General features: G+C 65.9%; 6 protein-coding genes. All 6 read right to left on the bottom strand.

Going from position 1 to position 22,012, the window contains the following annotated elements; translation table 11 throughout:
* Positions 1-102: 102 nt before the first annotated feature.
* Positions 103-1,662, bottom strand: coding sequence for a sensor histidine kinase (locus QP415_RS06080; RefSeq protein WP_285099382.1), 1,560 nt, complete (start codon positions 1,660-1,662; stop codon positions 103-105).
* Positions 1,659-2,366, bottom strand: a complete 708-nt coding sequence (locus QP415_RS06085) for a response regulator transcription factor (protein WP_442953467.1) — start codon at positions 2,364-2,366, stop codon at positions 1,659-1,661. The genes QP415_RS06080 and QP415_RS06085 overlap by 4 nt, the downstream gene beginning before the upstream one ends.
* A 219-nt stretch (positions 2,367-2,585) precedes the next feature.
* Positions 2,586-3,179: a recombination mediator RecR gene (gene recR / locus QP415_RS06090; RefSeq protein ID WP_285099386.1), complete on the bottom strand. Its 594-nt coding sequence runs from the start codon at positions 3,177-3,179 to the stop codon at positions 2,586-2,588.
* A gap of 1 nt (position 3,180) precedes the next feature.
* A complete protein-coding gene (locus QP415_RS06095; RefSeq protein WP_285099388.1) occupies positions 3,181-6,192 on the bottom strand; it encodes a DNA polymerase III subunit gamma and tau in 3,012 nt (1,003 codons plus the stop codon).
* Between the two features lie 244 nt (positions 6,193-6,436).
* Positions 6,437-12,283, bottom strand: a complete 5,847-nt coding sequence (locus QP415_RS06100; protein ID WP_285099389.1) for an SdrD B-like domain-containing protein — start codon at positions 12,281-12,283, stop codon at positions 6,437-6,439.
* 433 nt (positions 12,284-12,716) lie between these two features.
* Entirely contained in the window at positions 12,717-20,156 is a 7,440-nt protein-coding gene (locus QP415_RS06105) for an SdrD B-like domain-containing protein (RefSeq protein WP_285099390.1), read from the bottom strand.
* Positions 20,157-22,012: the final 1,856 nt, after the last annotated feature.

A 22,012-nucleotide genomic window follows, 5' to 3' on the forward strand; every position in this document is an offset into this window, starting at 1 on the left:
ACATGGGACGCGCCGGGGCGACCCAGGACACAGGGGCACGTGAGGCCCGGAATTGCAACGCTCCTGGTCAGCGCCCTCTCGGTCGCCCACGCACGGGGGCGCTCAGGCGGCGGGCAATGTCACGTCGATGACGGTCCCCTTGTCGGCGTCCGCAAGGCGCACGGACCCGCCCATCGCTCGCGCCAGCGACTCGACGATCGACATTCCCAGGCCCGAGGAGCCGTGCCCGTCGCGGGTACGCGAGGAGTCGCCGCGCACGAAACGATCGAAGACGCGGTCGCGGATCTCGGCGGGAATACCGGGACCGTCGTCGGCAACGCGGATCCTCACCATCGACGAGGCAGGGGCGTCCTTCGCGGGTTCCACCCCCTGGGGGGCACGGGAGAGAGAAACGGTGACGCGTGTGCCCGCAGGCGTGTGCACGCGGGCGTTCGCGAGCAGGTTCGTGAGGATCTGGCGCAGGGCGGCCTCGTCGCCGAGCACCTGAATGTCCGAGGCCTCGCCGAGCTCCCATGCGTGGTCGGGGGCGACCACGTGCGCGTCTGACAGGGCGTCCAGTATCAGCGGGATAACGTCGACATTGTCCCGTTTCAGCGCGCGGTTTCCATCCAGGCGAGCCAGCGTCAGCATCTCCTCCACGAGGGAGGCCATGCGCGCCCCCTCCGAGGAGATGCGCTCGAGCGCCTGAGTCCGGGAGGCCTCGTCAATGTCGCGGCGCGCGAGCTGCGCGTACCCCTGCACGGAAGCGAGCGGCGTGCGCAGCTCGTGGGAGGCGTCGGCGACGAACTGGCGTAGCTTCGCCTCGCTGCGGGCGCGACGTTCCATGCCGTCCTCGACCGCGTCAATCATCGAGTTGAGCGCGCCCGCGACGTCGGCGACCTCGACGGGGCCGGAGGTGGCCTCCTCACCGACGCGCGTGAGGTCCTCGGCATCGTCAGCCAGGTCGCGGCTCGCGATGTCCGCGGCGGCCGCGCGCACAACCCCGAGCGGGCGCAGCTCGCAGCGCACCCACGCCCGGCCCGCGAACCCGGCCGCAATCGCGACGACGAGGGACAGGCCAACCTCGACCGCGACAAGCATCAAGACCACGTCGTCGACGCTGTCCATCTGCACGCCAACGAGCACGGTCTTATCGCCCACGACCTGGGAGGTCACCCGGAACGCGCCCAGCTCTTTGAGACGCACGGTGCGCGGGGCGCCATCCGTCGGCACCGCGGCCAGGATCGCCAGTGCGGGCTCATTCAGGTAGGTCACCGAGAAGTTGGAGACGACCGCACCGGCCGCCTCGCCGTCCTCGCTCACGTACTGGAGGGTGCCCTCGGCGATGCCGGAACCACCAAACCCAGGCCCCTTGGGTCCGCCGGGGACGACAGGTCCACCGGGACGAGGCGCGCGCCCGCCCGACTGCGGGACCGCGCGACCGCCCTCGTCGGAGTCGTCGTCGGCATCGTCGTGCGCACCCACCCCATCATCTGGCGCGTCCTCAACGTCCAAGTGCTCGCCCGCGCGCTGCGAGAGACGATGCAGCTCGGAATCCATGTTGCCCAGCATCCAGGAGCGCATCACCAGCGTGGACGCCGCCACCATGACGATCAGCGCGAGCGCCACACACGCAGCCAAGGCGCGCGACAGGCGCCCGGCCAAGGACGGCCGCCGCGTCACTGCGGCTCCCGCATGATGTAACCGGCGCCGCGCACCGTGCGGATAAGGGCCGGACGATCCGCGTCGATCTTCTTGCGCAGATACGAGATGTACAGCTCGACAACGTTCACCTGGCCACCGAAATCGTAGCTCCAGACAGCATCCAGAATTTTTTGCTTCGACAGCACAATTCCAGCGTTTTCCATGAGATACCGGAGCAATTCGAACTCAGTGTTCGTTAACGTGATCTCTTCCCCGCCACGACGCACATCGTGGGAGTCCACATCGAGGGTCAGATCCGCGACCTGCAGGACCGTCGAAGCCGCCTGCTGGGTGCGTCCCGCGCGGCGCAGCAGCGCCTCCACGCGGGCCGCCACCTCGTCCAGATCGAAAGGCTTGGTCACGTAGTCGTCCGCGCCCGCACGCAATCCCTGCACGCGGTCGGCGACCGCGTCGCGCGCGGTGAGGAACAGGACCGGCAGCTCCGGATCGCGAGCCCTCAGACGCTCCAGCGCCTCCAAGCCATCCATGCGCGGCATCTGCACGTCAAGGATCACGACGTCCGGGTGGAAGCTCGGCGCCTTCGCCAACGCGTCCAACCCATCCTTTGCCGTGGCCGTCTCCCAGCCCTCATGACGCAGCGCCTGCGACAGCAAGTCCGCCAGCATCGCCTCATCGTCAACAACCAGCACTCGGGGCGCGCCTGAACTCGCCTGGGTCGCCATCATGGCCTCCTCGTCTTCTCGCAGCGCGGTCCCTACGATTGTGTCACACGTGCGTCACAGAGAGCGCAACACGCGGCCCACGAGACAGTAAACAGCGCAGGTCGCAGCCTCAGAGGGCACCAGCACAGACGAGCGCCCACCCGCTCGAATACAAAACGCGAGGCCGACCCCGCCGGCGCGTCGTGAGCGCGAGGCAGCCCGGGCCTCGTCTATGACGGCTCAGAGGCGGCGGCGCCCCTCGAGCGCGCGGCCCAGCGTCACCGAGTCCGCGTACTCCAGGTCGCCGCCCATGGGCAGGCCCATCGCCAGGCGCGAGGTCTCGACGCCCATCGTGGAGAGCATGCGCGCGAGGTAGGCGGCCGTCGCCTCGCCCTCGACGTTCGGATTGGTCGCCAGGATGACCTCGGTGACCGTCCCGTCGGCCAGGCGGCTCATGAGCGAGGCGATGTTCAGCTGGTCGGGCCCAACCCCGTGGATCGGATCGATGACGCCACCGAGGACGTGGTAGCGCCCGCGGAAGACGCGCGCGCCCTCGATCGCCTGGATGTCCTTGGACTCCTGCACGACGCAAATCGCGCTGGGGTCGCGGCGCACGTCGCGGCAGATGGAGCACTCGTCCTCTTCCGTGAGGTTGCCGCAGATGTCGCAGTGGCGCACGCGCCCGCGCACGGCGTTGATCGCGTCGACGAGGCGCGCGACGTCCTCGGGCTCCGCGTCCAGGACGTGCATGGCCATGCGCTGCGCGGACTTCGGGCCGATGCCGGGCAGCTGCCCAAACTGATCGATGAGGTCGGCCAGGGCGCCGTCGTACATGTCAGTATCCTCCCTCGGTCATCTTCTCTTCGATGACGCGTCCGCCGAGGATCTCCAGGACCGCTGCCAGGCCGATCGTCTGCGAGTTTTCAATGTTTTCGTCGTCAATGCTGGCGCTGTCGTCGTCGGCCGCGTGGGTGCGGGTCGAGGCGACGGCGGCCTCGCGCTGAGCCTTCTCGCGCAGTGCGGCCTCCGCGGCGGCGCGGCCGGTTAGCGGCGCGTCGGACGCTTGTGCGGCGTCGCGCTGGGGTTGCGAGGTGCCGAATCCGGGCGCGGAATCCGGGGCATGCGTGGGCTCGGGGGCCGCCGCCAGCCAGGCCGGTGCCTGCGCGGGGGCGCTCGGTGCCGCGCTGATCGATGCCGTTTCAGCGGGGGCAGCCGGCTCGGGCGGGGTCCACGAGTCAGCGCCGTCGTCGAAGTTGACGGATGCTCCCCCGGGGATGACGACCGGGTCACCCCACCCCGTCGGGGTCGACGGCGTGTGCGCGGCGGGCGCGATGGGGGCATCGTCGAAGACGGGGGACGTGGCCGGGGCGGGCTGCGCGGGCGCGTCCGTCGGCTGCTCGGCGGGCTCTGGGTCGCCCGGGTAGCGGAAGACCGTGAACGAGTGCTTGCGCGGGGCCACCTCGCCGTTCGAGGACGAGGCCGATGCCCCCTCGGGCGCGTCGGAGGAGGCGGTGGCGAGGGCGCGGGCCGCCCGCTCGGGCAGCGCGGGGCGCTCGGCGTCGGGCTGCCGGTCGGGTGTCTGAGAGGCCGCGGTCGGGGCCGAGGCGACGGGCTCGCGCCGGATCGGCGTCACCGTCGCGGGCTCGGGCCAGCCGGCGTCCTCGGGTTCGGGTTCGGGAGCCGGTTCGGGTGCGCGCGTGGGCTCGGGCCAGCCAGCACCCTCGGGTTCGGGATCGGGCGCGGGTTCGGGTGCACGCGCAGGCTCCGGCCACCCGGTGTCGACCGGCTCGGGTGCGTGCGCGGGGGCCGCCTGCGCGGCAGGTTCCTCGCCGTGAGCGTGCACGGGAGCCGCCTGCTCAGTGCGCTCGTGGGCCTGCGGGGCAGGCGCGGCCTCGTGCCACGGCTCGGGTTCGGGTGCCGCCTGCGCGGCGGCCTGATCAAAAGGGGGCGGCTCCGAGACCCAGCCTCCGGGCTGGGACGGGCGCTGGGAGGCGCCGGAGTGCGAGGCCTGCGCCGACGGGCCAGTCGTGGCCGGGCCGCCCGAGGCCTGCCCGACCTGCGCGGACACTCTGACGCTCAGGCCGGTGACCTCGTTGATGGCCTTTTCGACGTCGGCCGCACGGGGGCCGCGCGAGAAGGCGTTGACCATGGCCTCGACCGGGAAGAGGAGAACCACGTGGGAGCCGTCGACGGCCCCCAGCTGCGCGTTACCGCCGACCATCGACCACGTGACGCGGCTGATGGAGGACAGGCGCTCGACGACCTCGTTCCAGCGGCCGCGCAGCATATCGGCGTCGCGGCCGGAGGCGGGTGCCTCCGAGCGCTGCGGAGGGGCGGCGGGCGCGGGCTCGCGCGCGGGCGCCGAGTCACGGGTGGACAGGGCCTCGCGGCGCGGGGCCTCGGGCGGCGCAGCCTGCACGGGTGCGGAAGCCTGCGCGGGTGCGGGGCTCGACTCCGGTGCCGGCTTCTGCGCGGCGGGCTTCTGTGCGGCGGGCTTCTGCGCGGACCAGTCGGGGCCGCTCCCCCACGCGGGCACGCCCTGAGGGGCGGGCGCGGCAGATGACGCCACCTGAGCAGCGGGGGCCGAGGCCTCGGCGCGCTCCTGCTTCTTGCGAGCCAGGGCCTCGCGGGCCTCGCGGGCGCCGAAACGGCCCGAGGAGGCCTCGGACGAAGCGGAGGACGCCTCGCGCGGCGCTCCCCCTCCGGTCATGCCGACCGTGCCCTGGACGGGAGCCTGGGCGGGCGCGGGGGCGGGCACGAGGATGCGGCCGATGAGGAGCTCAAGCTGGAGGCGAGGCGACGTCGCACCCGTCATGGCGCGCAGGGCCTCGTCAGTCAGGTCGGCGGCGCGGGACAGGCCGTGCGGACCCCAGTTCTGCGCCTGACGCTGCATGCGCTCGAACTGGTCCTGCGGGGTGTCAGCCAGGACGTCGCGCGCGCCGTCGCCGGCCACCGCGATGATGAGGAGGTCGCGCAAACGCTGGAGGAGGTCCTCGACGAAGCGGCGCGGATCGTGGCCGGACTCGACCATGCGCTCGACGACGCGGAAGGCCGCGGCACCGTCACCGCCCGCGAGAGCATCAACGGACTGATCGAGCAGCGCGGAGTCCGTGTACCCGAGCAGCGCGACCGCCGTCTGGTAGCTGACCTGGCCGTCAATCGCGCCAGCCATCAGCTGGTCGAGCACCGACAGGGTGTCACGCACCGAGCCGCCGCCCGCGCGCATAACGAGGGTCAGGACGCCCTCGCCCACGCCGATATGTTCCTCGGCGCACAGGGTCGTCAGGTACGGGCCGAGGACATCCGGCGGCACCAGGCGGAACGGGTAGTGGTGAGTGCGCGAACGAATCGTGCCGATGACGCGCTCGGGTTCCGTCGTCGCGAAGACAAACTTGACGTGCTCAGGCGGCTCCTCGACAAGCTTGAGCAGCGCATTAAAGCCCTGGTTCGTGACCATGTGGGCCTCGTCGATGATGAAGATCTTGTAGCGGTCACGCACCGGCGCGAAGGTGGCGCGTTCACGCAGGTCACGCGCGTCGTCGACGCCGCCGTGCGAGGCCGCGTCGATCTCGACGACGTCGAGCGAACCCGGGCCGCCCGTGGCCAGCTCGCGGCACGATTCGCACTGGCCGCACGGGGTGTCCGTGGGGCCCTGCGCGCAGTTCAGGCAGCGCGCAAGGATGCGCGCCGACGTGGTCTTGCCGCATCCGCGCGGCCCGGAGAACAGGTACGCGTGCGTCACGCGATTCGCGCGCAGCGCCGCCTTCAGCGGCTCCGTCACGTGTTCCTGGCCGATCACCTGGTCAAAGGTGTCGGGGCGATACCGGCGATACAGAGCAGTGGTCACCCTCCAAGCCTAGTTGCTCCCACCCTCATCTGCGTCCCGCGCCGCGCGTTCCACACGCGCTGTGGGTCGTTCGCTCATCGACGAGGCCTGGGCTCAGTTATGGGGTTGGGGCCCGCACTCTGCTTGGCGGGGTGACGGTCGGCGAGGGTGCGAAAAAGGGAGGGGGCGCGGGACCATGTGTTGGTCTCGCGCCCCCTCACCCTTGGTGGGATCACCCCCGTGTGGGGGTCAGCCCGCGCCTGGCTCAGGCATCCTCACGCTCGCGGCGGCGCTTACCCGCCAGAGCCACAAACCCGGCAATGGCTGCCATGGCCGCCATGCCACCGAGCACGGAGGCGTCCGAACCCGTACGGGCCAGGACCTTCGCCACCGTGGTGGACGGCGTCGGGGTCGGCGTCGGGGCCGGAATTACGGTGAGCGGGAAGTCCACATCCAGGTTCTCTTCACCCTCACCAACCGTCACCGTCATCGAGGTCGTGACCGCGTTAAACCCGGCAGGAACCTCGATATCAACCGTGTACGTCCCCGGAATCAGGCCCGTGAAACGGTAGTTACCATTGGCATCGGTGGTGGTACGAGCCAGCTCCACGCCGTTAGCGTCCTTGAGGATCACGGTCACGTTCGGCGCACCGGGCTCGCCGTTATCCGCACCGTTACCGTCCTCGTCGTACCACACGCGGTCACCGATCGTGGCGGGGGCAACCAGACCAAAGTCCACGCCCTGCACCGACGCATCCGTAATCGTCACCGCAGCCTGAGTCTCACCCCGGCCCGTGTAGGCCTGAGTCGGAATCAAACCAGCCAGATCACCCTTGTCGGGATCCACGATCACCACGCGGTACGAGGCGGGAGCCAGGCCCACAAACTGGTAGGCACCCTTCTCATCCGTCGTTGTGGTCATCGGGTTACCGTTCGCGTCGAGCACCGGGGTGCCGTCCTCGTTCAGCAGAGCGACCGTGACGCCCTTGAAGCGCTGCTCAGAATCACTCTTCGAGTAGGAGGCGTCCGAGTCACGGTAGATCGTGCCACCCAGGTTAAAGCCGCCCTTGAACGAGGCCGAGGACTCGTTATTCGTCGGGTCATCGCCCACCTGATCCTGATGCGTAATACGAGCAACGTTGGTGACCAGCTTGCCCGCACCCTCACCAGTGATCACAACCGTGATAGCAACCTTCTTCGCCTCACCCTTGGCCAGAGTCAGACCAGACAGATCCCACACACCAGTAGCCGGATCGTACGAACCATCACCAGCAGCGGACTCAAACACAACACCAGCGGGGAGCTTGTCAGCGGCCTTCACGCCCGTCGCCACGCCCGGACCGTTATTGGTCAGCGTCAACGTGTACGTCACGTGAGCTCCCGGAATGAACTCAAAGGATTCCTGAGCCTGCTCATCCGGAGTAGTGATCGCCTTGCGAATCGCCGTATCAGCCGAGATACCAAAACCCCAATCCTGATCAAGATTCTGGTTCTTCTCACCCGTCAACGTCACCGACGCGTTCAGGTTAAACGCCTGCGCCAGCTTGTCCTTGTCGGCCTTCACATCCGCAGACACGACCTTCTTGGCATCCACATCACCCGCGGGCGAATGCGTCAGCACATCGAGCAGGGGCTCGACAGCCAGCAGCGACTCCGGATCAACCGACACCTTGTACTCGCCCGGCAGCAGGTTCTCGAACGTGTACTTGCCATCAGCATCCGTGACCGTCTCAAACGTGCGAGTGATACCACCCGGACCAGTCCACGTCAGCGTCACCTTCACATTCGGCAACACCTTGTCACCAGCATCCGGGGCACCCCCGCCGTTCTGATTGACATCCACGAACAGCTGATCACCAATCACACCGGTACCAACAGCACCGAAATCAATCGTGTCATCCGTCTGCCCCTGAACCAGGGACACCGAAGCCGAAGCACCATTGGAATCCTTAGCACGATCAGCACCAGCATCCGAAACCGTCGCCTCGTAACCAGCAGGCGCCTGGAAAGACACCTTGTAATCACCCGGCAGCAGGTTCTCGAAGGTGTACTTACCATCCGCACCCGTCGTCACAGCCGAAACCGGACGACCCGACGCATCAACGACGGGGTTACCGGATGCGTCCACGATGGTTGCGGTGATACCCGGCAGAGCGGGCTCGTCAGAATCCTGGAGGCCATCCTTGTTGGCGTCGAACCAGACGTAGTCACCGACGGACGCAGGCTTGACAAAACCGAAGTCGACCTTCGTCACGTTGGGCGCGGCGGCCGTCAGCTCGATCGCGCTCGGCGTGACGAGCTTGCCCTGGCCGACCTGGGTACGGTCCGTGGAGGAGCCGTAGCCGTAGGTCTGCTTGTAGTCGGACAGGTTCACGTCGGTGCCGTCAACCTTCGCGTCGCCGGGAACGACCTCGACCTTGTAGGAGCCGAGAGGCAGGCGGTTGAACAGGTAGTTACCGTCCGCATCCGTCTTGGTGGTGATGTCCGCGCCGGAATCGTCCTTCACGGGGTTGCCGTCCGCGTCGAGCAGACGCAGCGTCACACCCTCGAAGGGCTTATCGTCGCCCGGGCCGAAGGTCCACGACGCGTCGGCATCATTGAAGATGGTGCCTGCGATCGTGCCGCCGACCGTGAAGGTCGCGCTCGACGTGTTGTTCTTCTTGTTGGAGTCGATCTGGTCGAAATCGCCGAGCGTCGCGGTGTTCGTGATGGTCGAGCCCTCGGTACCGGGCTTGACCTTCACGAGGACGTACAGCGTCTCGGTACCACCAACGTTCAGGTTGGTGTCGAGGATGCCGGACTCCATCGCCTTCCAGGTGCCGGTGGCCTCGTCGTAGGAGGCGGGGGCGTACACGCCCTGCGTGCACGGGATCGGACCGGCGTTCTGGCAGATGCGCGTCTCGGAGGAGACGTACTCGACGCCATCGGGCAGCGTGTCGGCCACGTTCATGCCCGAGGCCACGGCCGGTCCCTTGTTGGACAGGTTGACCTTGTAGAGCACGTAGTCACCCGGCATGATCGCCTCGGTCGACTCGATGGTTTCGGGCAGGCCGTTTGCGTCGCGCGCGACCTCGTCACCGTTCATCTTGACGCGGGCGACCGACTTGCCGACCTCGACGTCGGTGGAGACGTTGATGCCGACCTTGGGGGCCTCGTTGGGCAGCAGGTAGGACACCTTGCCGTTCTCGGTGACGCCACCCGCCATCGCCACGGAGTTCCAGGCGATGAGGTTGGCGTTGACCGGGGAGGTCATGGTCGCCACGAACTGGATCTTCTCGCCGACCTCGATGTCACGGTTCATGACGATGCGGAAGCCCGTGATCGATGCCAGGTCGGCGGGAGCGTCGCCCCACGCGTCGGGGGTACAGCCAGCGGGAGCGTCGTTCATCGAGCCGCCCACGGACAGCACCTCGCCACGACAGGGGTTCGGCACCGTTGAGTACTGGATCGTGATGTCCGAGGCCGGAACGGTCGTGATCTCGGGGTCACGACCCTGGCGTTCCTTCACCGACTGGAATGTCCAGTTCGTGGAGTTCAGGTTCGGCTTCCAGCGGGAATCGCGAGCCTGGTTGGCTGCGGGGCCGACGCCCACGTCACCCGGGTGGGGCAGGATGTCGTAGGCCACGACCTTGGTCAGCGGAGCGTTGCCCGCGTTGGCGATCGTGAAACGGTAGGCGCCATCGGCACCCGGGTCGATCTCTGCGATCTGGCCGGCGGGGACGAAGTCGGCGTTCTTGTTGCCCTTGACTTCCTTCGCGATGTTCATGCCCGCGGTCGTGGCGATCTTAAAGTTCACGCTGGAATCGCACAGGAAGTCCGTCGTCGAACCATCCTGGTTGAGATCGAGCGTGTCCTGAGCGCGACTGCGGATGCAGTACTTGAGGTTACGGACACCGCGGTCCTGGTCGTAGGGCTTCGCTCCGCCACCCGGCATGAACGCCCAGGCGGTGTTCGTGGTGTCGCCGGCCGGAGCGGTGGTCAGGACCTTGGCGCTGTACCTCGAGAAGAACGCGCCTTCGACCGGATCCGGTACGATCCAGCGGATCAGGGTACGTCCCGTGTTGTTGAAGTTCTTTTCCACTTCAACCTTCACCTTGGCCGGGTCGTAGGCGGTGCCGTCCGGGTTCTTCAGGACGGAGTAGCTCTCCGCACGAATGTTGGAAGCGTCGTCCACGTCGAGGCCTTCGGGCAGCAGGTCCACGACCGTGAACGGCGTGGGGGTACCGCCGTCGACGGCCTTACGGGCCTCGGCGACGATCATGAAGTTGGCGGGCTTGCCGACCACGACGGGGTTGGTGTTCAGTTCCTTACGGACCTGGACGCCGGGGACCTCGGTGCGGATACGAGTCCAGCTACACGTGTTGTCGTTCGACAGCGCGACGGCGCCGGTGTCCTTGTCGGTGACCACGACGGACGCGCAGTTCTGGATACGCACGTAGTCCTCGGAGGCGACGGTGTCGTAGTAGCGCTCAGGGGGCAGCACGGCGTTGTAGTGGTTCGTGAAGTCCGAGGGTTCGGTCTTCGGGACGCTGCGCGAGACCGCGGCGCTCAGGTCGACGGTCGGCCTGGACAGTGGGGCCGCGTCCGTTTCGATGACGAAGCGGGTGATCCACTCGCCGTCCGGCAGGGTGAGGGTCTTGCTGGTCTTGTACGTGACGGTCTCGTGGTTGCCCTTGTTGGTCCAGTACTCGAAGGTCCAGCCGCCCATCTCCTCGTATCCGGACTTGGTGGAAATCTTGAACTCGTAGGGGCCCACGAAGGCGGGCTGGTCACAGGAGTCACCGGCGGCCTTACCGTCCTGGGAGGACCAGGTGCAGGGCATGGTGTCTTCCCAGCGGTAGTGGAGCGTCGTGTTACCGGAGTTGCTTCCCTCGAAACGCCACGGGAGCGTATCGCCGCGCGCGTAGTCGCGGTTGTAGGTACCGATCTTCTCAGCCCTGGCCTCGACCCTGCGCTCGGCGAAGCCGTGCGTGATCTCGGAGCTCTTGGTGACGACGTTGGTCGGCTCGTTCATGCCTTCGGCGGTGATGGTCGCCTTGTTGGTGACCGTGTCCGCGGTCGTCACGGTGCCGGCGGGGTACTTCACGGTGACGGTCGACTCGATGGGGTTCTGATACGCCCACTTGTCGTAGGACCAGGTCACGGAGTGGGTCGCCGCGTCGTAGACGCCGCCGTTCGAGGCGCTCACGAAGACTGCCTGCGCGGGCAGCGGGTCGACGACCTTGATGTTCTGCACCTGCTGGAAGCCGATGCCGACGACCTTGCCGTTGTAGGCGGTCCCGCCCCAGCGGGTGCCAACCGAGTTCGGCTTGGTCGTGTCGTTCTGCTGGTAGCCGTAGCGCAGCTCGTAGGTGGCCTCGCCGCCGACCGCCGGGTAGTACAGGCGGTTGGTCGGGCCCGACTTTTCGATGGCGACGTCAGTCGAGGCGGTCCACGTCGTGCTCAGCGTCTGCTCGATGCTGGCGGCGTTGTTGGCCGAGAAGACGACGTGCTGCGTGGTGGTGGAGTTATTCGGTGCATCGTTGCCGTTGTAGCGCCACGGAATCTGGATGCGGTCCGAGGTGCCCGCGGGCAGCGGGTCCTTCAGCGTGAAGCGGTAGCGCTGCACGCGCGCTCCATCGGCCGACTTTTCGACGTAGTTTTCGCTCTTCGCGACGACGTCACTCGTGACGGGGACGACCGTGTAGCCCTGCTCGATGAGCTTCAGTCCCGCCGGAGTAATCGGTCCGGGCAGTGTCATTTCGATGACGGCACCCTGACAGGGGGTGGTCACCGAGGAGCAGGAGAAGTTGATCGTCGTGATCTGGTCCTCGCGCACGCGCAGAGTGGTGTAGTCGTTGACGACGGTCATCGCCAGGGTGGCGGACTCGTCGCGGGCAGCGGCGGGGGCGGCAACACCCTCGGCGTCGGCTGCTTCGTCGGCGGCCTCGGACTCGGACGAGGCCGTGGCAGCGTCTTGCGAGGACGCGACGTCGGTTGCTTGCGTGCTTTCCTCAGCGGCGCTGGCTCGCAAAGCGAAAGGCGTCAGCGATGTGACGAGAAGCGAGAGAGCGGCCAAGCTGGCAGCACCCGCAACGCCCACACGGGCGCGGAACGGACGCAGTCGAGACATCGACTTCTCCTTCTATGGGCAGAATATGGACAGGATGATCTCAAGCGTAGTGAAGGCAACCAGCCGTCTCTAGCCCTTACAGAAGGACACATGATGACAGCGAAAGACTGCAATGTCGCAGAGATTTGGTTACACAGTTTCTGAGCAAGTTCTTTGAACTAGTGGTCAGTGGGACAATCGCTCGCAGGCCTATGATTTATCGAATAATCATCAAAAGTTCCGCCACGATAGCTGATCAAATTATGACCAGATCAACGACACGGGCGGAGCAAACGACAAGACATACGAGTGTCCAAGGTCACATCACTAGTGGCCCTGATGTGATCGTCGCCTTGTGGGTATAGGGGAGGGGGCGCGGGACCATGTGTTGGTCTCGCGCCCCCTCTCCTGTTCAGGCGTGCACCCCGTGTGGGGTGTGGGCCCCGCCTACGGGTTAGGCCTCCTCACGCTCGCGGCGGCGCTTACCCGCCAGAGCCGCAAACCCGGCGATGGCTGCCATGGCCGCCATACCACCGAACACGGAGGCGTCCGAGCCGGTACGAGCCAGGACCTTCGCCACCGTCACCGCCGGGGTCGGGGCCGGGATCAGGGTGAGCGGGAAGTCCGCGTCCACGTATTCCTCGCCTTCACCCACGCTCACGCTCATCGAGGTGGTCGCAGCCGCATAGCCGGACGGGACCTCGATGGAGACGGTGTAGGTGCCCGGGATCAGGCCCGTGAAACGGTAGTTACCATTCGCATCGGTGGTGGTGCGAGCCACCTCCATACCGTCAGCGTCGGTGAGGATCACGGTCACGCCTCCGATGCCAGGCTCGCCGTCGTCAGCGCCATTGGCGTTGACGTCGTTCCAGACGCGGTCACCGATGCTGGCGGGGGCAACCAGACCGAAGTCCACGCCCTGCACCGACGCGTCAGAGATGGTGACCGACGCCTGGGTGGCACCCCGACCGGTGTAGGCCTGCGTGGGCAGCAGCCCCGCCAGATCACCCGAGTTCGGATCCACGATCACCACGCGGTACGAGGCCGGAGCCAGGCCCACAAACTGGTAGGCACCGTTCTCGTCGGTCGTCGCGGTCATCGGATCACCGTTCGCGTCGAGCACCGGGGTGCCATCCTCGTTCAGCAGCGCGACCGTGACGCCCTTGAAGCGCTGCTCGTCGTCGCCCTTGGAGTAGGACGCATCCGAGTCACGGTAGATCGTGCCACCCAGGTTGTATCCGCCCTTGAACGAGGCCGAAGACTCGTTGTTGGTCGGGTCATCGCCTGCCTGATCCTGGTGAGTAATACGAGCAACGTTGGTGACCAACTGGCCCGCGCCCTCACCCGTAATCGTAACCGTGATCGTGATCGTCTTGACATCACCCTTGGCCAGGGTCAGATCAGACAGATCCCACACGCCCGTGGCCGAGTCGTAGGAGCCATCACCCTGCGCGGACACGAACGCAACGCCAGCGGGAAGCTTGTCAGCGGCCTTCACACCCGTCGCCACGCCCGGACCATTATTGGTCAGCGTCAGCGTGTAGGTCACGCGCTGACCCGGGGTGAACTCGAAGGACTCCTGAGCAGCCTCATCCGGATCGGTGATCGCCTTCATAATCGCAGTGTCAGCCGAGATACCAAAACCCCAATCCTGATCAAGATTCTGGTTCTTCTCGCCCGTCAGCGTCACCGATGCGTTCAGGTTGAACGCCGCGGCCAGCTTGTCCTTGTCGGCCTTCGCCTCCTCGGACACGACCTTCTTGGCCGCCACGTCACCGGACGGGGCGTGGGTCAGCACATCGAGCAGGGGCTCGGCAGCCAGCAGCGACTCCGGGTCAACCGACACCTTGTACTCGCCAGGCAGCAGATTCTCGAACTTGTACTTACCATCAGCGTCCGTGGTGGTCTCATAGGTACGAGTGATACCACCCGGACCAGTCCACGTCAGCGTCACCTTCACACCCGCCAGCGGCTTGTCACCAGCATCGGGGGCACCCCCGCCGTTCTGGTTGACATCCACGAACAGCTGATCACCGATGACGCCGGTACCGACCAGACCGTAATCCACGGTCGCATCGTCCTGGCCCTGAGCGAGGGTCACCGAAGCCTCGGTCCCATTGGAATCGAGAGCGCGATCACTGCCAGCGTCCGACACGGTGGCCTCATAACCCGCAGGGTTCGTGAAAGACACCTTGTAATCGCCGGGCAGCAGGTTCTCGAACTTGTACTGTCCATTCGCGTCGGTAGTCACGGCCGCAACCGGGTTACCCGACGCATCCGTCACGGCAGAGCCGTCGGCGCGCGTCAGCGTCACCGTCACGCCCGGCATCGCGGGCTCGTCGGCGTCCTGGATGCCATCGCGGTTGACGTCCATCCACACCTTGTCACCGACAGAGGCGGGCTTGACGAAACCGAAGTTCACGTCGATGACCGATCCTGTGGCCTCGGCGATGGTCACGTCCGCGGTGGTCTTGTAGCGGCCCGTGTAGGCCTCGGTGGGCTTGGTGCCCGCCAGAGGACCGGAGGTCGGGTCGACGACGCTGACGGTGTACTCGCCCAGTGCCAGACCGGGGAAGGAGTACTTGCCATCGGCATCGGTCACTGCCGTGACCGGGTTGCCGTCCTTGTCGAGGACGGGGGTGCCGTCCTTCTTGAGGAGGGCAACGGTCACGCCCGCGTACGGGTTCTCACCGTTATCGGAGCTAAACGAGGCGTTGGCGTCGTTGTAGAGCTTGCCCGCGATCGTGTAGCCGGCGGTGAGGTCCGCGGACGAGGTGTTGTCCGTCGTCTTGTCGCCGATCTGGTCCTGCTTCTCGATCGTGGCCGTGTTGGTCACGACCGAGCCGGCGGCGGAGGCATCGATGGTGACGGTGATGCGCAGGGTGCGCGTCGCGTCCTTCTCGATCACCTCAGAGCTGAGGTCCCACTTGCCGGAGGCGGCGTCGTAGGTGCCATCGCCCTGCGCGGACACGAAGGTCACGCCGGAGGGGAGCTTATCCTGCGCGATGACGCCGGTGGCGGGGCTCGGGCCCTCGTTCGTGAGCGTCAGCGTGTAGGTGACGGACGTGCCGGGGGTGAAGCCACCCGCCGGAACCTCGGTCGGCTCCGCGATCGCCTTGACGATCGCCGTGTTCGCGACGCCGGTGAACGCCCAGTCCTGGTCGTTGTTCGTCATCGCGCCGGGGCTCAGCGTCACCTTGGAGGTGAGGGAGAGCTCCTGGCCCTCCGAGGCCGTCAGGTTGCCCGAGGGGGCGTGGGTCTGAGCGGTGCACTCGGGGCACACGGTGGCCAGGGAGGTCTTGTCGACCGTGACCACGTAGTCGCCGGGGGCGAGGTCCTTGAACGAGTAGTGTCCGTCGGCGTCCGTGACGGTCGTCAGCGTCTTCTGCACGCCCGCGGGGGTCGTGTAGGTCAGCGTGACGGTCACGCCGGCCAGCGGCTTGTCCGGGCCTGAAGGCGCAGAACCGCCGTTGTTGTCGACGTCCCAGAACAGGGTGTCACCGATCGTGCCGTCGGCGACGAGGCCGAAGTCGACGGTCTCGTCGTTCTGGCCCTGGGTGAGCGTCACGGAGCTGTCGGCGCCGTTGGAGTCCTTCTCACCATCCGCAGCCGCGTAGGACGTGGTCGCGGAGTAGCCGGCGGGAACCGTGAAGACAACCTTGTAGTTCTCCTCGCCCGCGTTCGCAACGATCCGATCAACGTTCGGCATGAGGTTCGTGAACTCGTACTTGCCGTTGGCGTCCGTGACCACGGGCTTGACCGGGTTGCCGTCCAGGTCGATGACCGGGTTGCCGGCGCCGTCCGTCAGGGTGACGGTGACGCCGGGGACACCGGCCTCGTCCGCGTCCTGAATGCCGTCCTTGTTCGCGTCGAACCACACGAAGTTACCCACCGAGGCGGGCTTCACGAACGCGAAGTCGACCTTCGTGGCGTTGGGGGCGGCGGTCGTCAGCTCGATCGGGTTCGGCGTGACGAGCTTGCCCTTGCCGGCCTCGCTGCGCTTGGTCGACGAGCCGTAGCCGTAGGTCTGCTTGTAGTCGGACAGGTTCACGTCAGCGCCGTCAACCTTCGCCGCGCCCGGAACGACCTCGACCTTGTACGAGCCCATCGGCAGACGGGTGAAGGTGTACTTACCGTCGGCATCGGTCTTGGCGGTGATGTCCGCGCCGGACGCATCCTTCACCGGGTTACCGTCGGCGTCGAGCAGACGAACCGTCACACCTTCGAAGGGACTGTCGAGGACGGGCGAATCGTTGAACCAGGTCGCGTCCTTGTCGTTGTAGATGGTGCCCGAAATGGTGCCACCCACGGTGAAGGATGCGCTGGCCGTGTTGTTGTCCTTGTTGGAGTCGATCTGGTCGAAGTCGCCCAAGGAGGCCGTGTTCGTGATGGTCTTGCCCTCGGTGCCGTCCTGAACCTTCACGAGGACGTACAGCGTCTCGGTGCCACCCACGTAGAGGTTGGTGTTGAGAACGCCGGACTCCATGGCTCGCCAGTCCGTATCCAGGACCTCGAAGCCGGAATCTGCCTTCACGGTGCCTGTGCACGGGTTCGTCGCACCGTCCTGGCAGATGCGCGTCTCGGCGGAGACGTACTCAACACCTGCCGGGAGGACTTCCTTGACGGTCATGCCCGAAGCAACAGCCGGACCCTTGTTGTTCAGGGTGATGCGGTAGAGCATGTAGTCGCCCGGCATGATCGGTTCCGTCGACTGGAGGGTTTCAGGAATACCGTTGGCGTCGCGAACCGGCTGATCGCCGTTCATCTTGACGCGGGACACGGTCTTGGCGACCTCGACATCGGTGGAAACGTTGATGCCGACCTTGGGGGCCTCGTTGGGCAGCAGGTAGGACACCTTGCCGTTCTGCATGGAGCCACCGGACATCGCGACGGAGTTCCAGGCGATGAGGTTGGCGTTGACCGGGGAGGTCATGGTCGCCACGAACTGGATCTTCTCACCGGGCTCGATGTCGCGGTTCATCACCAGGCGGAAACCGGTGATCGTCGTCAGGTCGGCGGGAGCGTCGCCCCACGCGTTGGGGGTACAACCAGCGGGTGCATCGTTCATCGAGCCGCCCGCGGAGAGAACCTCGCCGCGGCAGGGGTTGGGAACGGTGGAGTACTGGACCGTAATATCCGAGGCCGGAACGGCCGTGATCTCGGGGTCACGACCCGGCTTCTGCTTCACCGACTGGAATGCCCAGGTGGTGGAGTTCAGGTTCGGCTTCCAGTGGGAGCCGCGTGCCTGCGAGGAGGCGGGACCCACACCCACGTCGTTCAGGTGGGGCAGGACGTCGTAGGCCACGACCTTCGTCAGCGGGGTGTTACCGGTGTTGGCGATCGTGAAACGGTAGGCGCCGTCCGCACCCGGGTCAATCTCTGCGATCTCACCGGCGGGGACGAAGTCCGCGTTCTTGTTGCCCTTGACTTCCTTCGCGATATTCATCGACGGGGTGGTCGCAACGTTGAAGTTCGTCGCCGCGTTACACACGTAGTCGGTGGTCGACCCGTTGCCGTTGACGTCGAAGGTGTCGACTGCACGGCTACCGATGCAGTAGTTGGTGTTGCGCAGGCTCTGGTCCTCGGTCCTCGACTTAGCACCGTCGCCGGGCATGAACGCCATGGCGTCGTTCGTGTTCTGGCCGGCAGCGGCCGTCGCGAGCACGTTGACATTGAAGGTCGAGTAGAGGCTACCTTCGACCGGATCCGGAACGTTCCAGCGGATGAGGGTGCGGCCGGTGTTGTTGTAGTTCTTCTCGATCTCGACCGTGACCTTGCTGAGGTCGTAGGGGGTGCCGTCGGCGTTCTTCAGCGTGGAACGCTTCTCGGGAACGATCGCCGAGGCATCGTCGACGTCGAAGCCCTCGGGCAGCAGGTCCACAACGGTGAACGGCGTGGGCGTGCCCCCCTCGGTGGCCGACTTGGCGGTGCCGTTGATGAAGAAGGTGGCGGGCTTGCCCACGACCACGGGGTTGGTGCGCACGGTCTTGTAGACCTGGACGCTCGGGAACTCGTCGCGCACGCGCATCCAGGAGCAGAGCTCGTCGCTCGAGGTGACGACGGTCCCAGTGTCCTTATCGGTCACCGTGCCGGTGGCACAGTTCTGGAAGCGCACGTAGTCCGGGGAGGCCACGTAGTTGTAGTACTTCTCCGGAGGCAGCGCGGGGTTGTAGTGCGAGGTGAAGTCCGCGGGCTCCGTCGTGGGCAGCGTCTTAGGCGTCGTGCCGTACAGCCACGCCTGGGGGCTGGTCTGCGGAGCAGCGTCGGTGTCGATGGTGAAGCGGGTGATCCACTCGCCGTCCGGCAGGGTCAGAGGGCTCGTCTTCGAGTAGGTGACGGTCTCGTGGTTGCCCTTGTTGGTCCAGTACTCGAGGGTCCAGCCACCGTTGTCCTCGTATCCGGACTTGCCGAAGACGGTGAAGCGGTAGGGGCCCACCATGGTCGGCTGGTCACAGGAATCGCCGGCGGCCTTCGCATCCTGGGTGGACCAGGTGCAGGGCAGGGTATCTTCCCAGCGGAAGTGAAGGGTGGTGTTACCCGAGTTGATGCCGGCGAAACGCCACGGGTAGAGGCCACCGCGAACCTGGTACTGGTAGTCGTTGCCGGTCTTCATGATGCGGCCGCCGACCTTACGCTCGGCGAAGCCGTGCGTGATTTCGGAGCTCTTCGTCAGGGTCTTCGTCGGGTCGTTCATGACCTCGGCGCTGATGGTCGCCTTGTTGGTGACCGTGTCATCGAGCGAAACCGTACCCTCGGGGTACTTCACGGTGACGGTCGAATCGATCGGGTTCTGCCAGAACCAGCGATCGTAGGACCAGGTGACGGTATGGGTGGCCGGATCGTAGACGCCGCCGTCGGAGGCCGTGACGAAGACGGCCTTGGCGGGCAGCGGGTCCACAACCTTGATGTTCTGGACACCCACGAAGCCGAGGCCGTTGTTGCCGTTCTTCAGCGAGGAGCCGTTCCAGCGGATACCGACCTTGTTGGGGTTGTCCTGGTCGATCTGCTGATAGCCGTAGCGCAGCTTGTAGGTCGCCTCACCGCCGACTGCGGGGTAGTCAGAGGCCTTCGTGGGGCCGCTCTTCTCGATCGCGATGTCGGTATCGGCGGTCCACGTGGTGGTGAGCTCGTTCTCGATCTTCTCAGCGTTCAGCGCGCTGAAGCGCACCTTCTGGGTGGTCGTCGAGTTGTTCGGTGCATCGTAGTAGCTGTAGTTCCAGGTGACCTGGATACGGTCGGACGTGCCGGCGGGGAGCGGATCCTTCAGCTTGAAGATGTAGCGCTGCACGCGGGTGCCGTCAGGGTTCTTCTCGGTCGAGGTGATCGTCTTGGTGACGCTGTCGCCGGTCACGGGGACGACGGTGTAGCCACGCTCGGCGAGCTTGAGGCCGTCCGGCGTGATGGGGCCGGGCAACGCCAGCTCGATCTCCGCCTGCTTACAGGGGGTGGTCACCGAGGAGCAGGAGAAGTTGATCGTCGTGATCTGCTCGTCGTGGATGCGCAGGGTCTGCGCGTCGTTGACAACGTTGAGGGCCAGGGTCGCCTGGTCTTCCGTCACCGCGCGGGCGCGGCGCGTGCGGGGCTGGTTCTCGGGTGCGACCTCGGCGGCGGGAGCCTCAGCGCCGGCCTCCGTATCAGCGGCCTCAGCGTCGGCGGCGGGGGCTTCGGCCCCGGCTGCATCGGTATCGGCGGCGGGCGCAGCGGCGGCCTCGGACTCGGACGAGGCCGTGGCGCCGTCTTGCGAGGACGCCACGTCGGTTGCTTGCGTACTTTCCTCAGCGGCGCTGGCTCGCAAAGCGAAAGGCGTCAGCGACGTGACGAGAAGCGAGAGAGCGGCCAAGCTGGCAGCACCCGCAACGCCCACACGGGCGCGGAACGGACGCAGTCGAGACATCGACTTCTCCTTCTAACTGAAAATGGACAGGACTTGCGTCCCAGCCTAGTGAAGGAGTAGCGGCTGCCACCATGCCTAACAGGTATCACCTGAACCACAACTACAACGGTGTATTTCGTTGAAATTCCGGGCATAACGGCTATATAACAACTTCTCTGAACCCCTGGTCAGTGAGCGCATGCCCGCAGCATCAAGAGATTTCTGAGCAATTATCAGAACGCCCCTGCGACCATCATCAAAATATGACCAGCACAATAGGTATTGGCCGATACGCAATCACTCAATCTAGTGACGCATCACACAACACTTGTCCAGCGCGCGATTACTCAGCATCCATAAGGCTTCGATGAGTATGGCGGTCCCTGTTGCCGTATTGCCCAGCTGGATGTCAGCTCGAGGCACGCCCCGCCACTCCATTCAGCTTTCGCACTTCGCTCCACCCGTTGGCGTGTGGGGCCGGGCTGCTCGCTGGGCCGGGCTGCTTGGTGTGCCCGTGGGCGGCGGCCCGCCCGCGAGTCGTCCGCGCAGCGAGCTTCACTCGGCGCGTCGACTCGTTGTCCGGCCAGGCCCCGCCACCGCCCGCGGGCTCTGCGGCCTGGCCCTCCAAACCCTCCGGCACCGTCCACACCAGTGGGGCCTGGTGTGATGGGCGGCCCGGCACGTCGGCTCGAAGTCCGGCCAGGCCCTACCTCAGCCCACCGGCACCGCCGCCAGACCCTCCAAACCCTCCGACGCCCTCCACACCAGCGGGCCTGGTCGCGGCATGGTACTGAGTCCTGACTGCATCTCGGCAATTTCGCATGCAATTCCCCTAAGAGTATTTCAACTATTGAAATCTGATCGTTGATATTCTGCGGTTTTTGAGCGCGCGTCAATCCGTGTCGTGGGGGAATTGCATGCGAAATTTGCTTGGGCTGGGTGCTCCTGTTGTTTGTGGATACCGCGGCCGAGCCCTCCGGGCCCTCCAACACCCTCCACACCAGTGGGGCCAGGTCGCTGATGTGCGACTTTGCGCGTCGCCTCGAATCCTCCCGTGCCCTCCGGCCCCTCTGGCGCCCTCCATACCAGTGGGGCCTAGTGTCCTGATGGGTAGTGCGCTGGAGGGCCTACGTCTGCACGCGCGAAAAAGTCCTCCCTGCGTCGCTGGTAGATCGTGAAAGCGCGAAAAAGTTCTCCCTGCGCGCTCAAATTGGCCCAAATTCGGCGTTTTTGCGCGTGCTGGGAGAACTTTTTCGCGGAAGAGCCGCCGGAGGGGCCGTGCTGGGCGAATCTTTTCGTGCCAATTGGCCCTATGCCCAGGACTTGTAGGCGATGCGGCGCACATCAGGCTGGCTGCGATGGGGGTTTTGCACTACACGAAGCCTTCTCGCGGCGTGTCGCCGGCGTGTCGAACCCCCGTGTAGTGCAACTCCCCGATTGGCGGCGGCGCGGCCGTGACTTGTGGTGGTGTAGTGCCCAAATCGCAGACCACCTCGGCGAAAAACCCTGAAAACGGGCTGCTAGTGGCGAAGTAGCCTGCGTTTTGGCGCAACGGTGTCTGTCGTGGCGTGTTGGTCGCACGTGGACCCCTGAATATGCGCGTTAACCCCTTCATACGCACGTAAGCCCTTTGATGCGCATATCAACCCCTAGATATGCGCGTGGGCGGTACTACCCACGTGTAGACCATCGGGCCCGCGTGCGAGTCGTCGGGCCCAGGTGTGTATGAGCGGGTTCACGTGCGCATTGGTGGGACTCGCATGAGGCCGAGTCGCATCGTGAGAGCTGGATTCGTCGCCGTGGGAGTGATCATGCGGGGCGCTGGTGGCAGCTGGGCCCCACTACTGGCAGCCTTAACCCGCTAATTCGCAGCTAAA

It is taken from the genome of Pauljensenia sp. UMB3104, from assembly GCF_030217285.1.
Lineage (GTDB): Bacteria > Actinomycetota > Actinomycetes > Actinomycetales > Actinomycetaceae > Pauljensenia.

Coding starts and splice junctions, on each gene's coding strand:
- QP415_RS06085 (WP_442953467.1), bottom strand. CDS start 2,366: ATGGCGACCCAGGCGAGTTCAGGCGCGCCCCGAGTGCTGGTTGTTGAC.
- recR (WP_285099386.1), bottom strand. CDS start 3,179: ATGTACGACGGCGCCCTGGCCGACCTCATCGATCAGTTTGGGCAGCTG.
- QP415_RS06100 (WP_285099389.1), bottom strand. CDS start 12,283: ATGTCTCGACTGCGTCCGTTCCGCGCCCGTGTGGGCGTTGCGGGTGCT.
- QP415_RS06105 (WP_285099390.1), bottom strand. CDS start 20,156: ATGTCTCGACTGCGTCCGTTCCGCGCCCGTGTGGGCGTTGCGGGTGCT.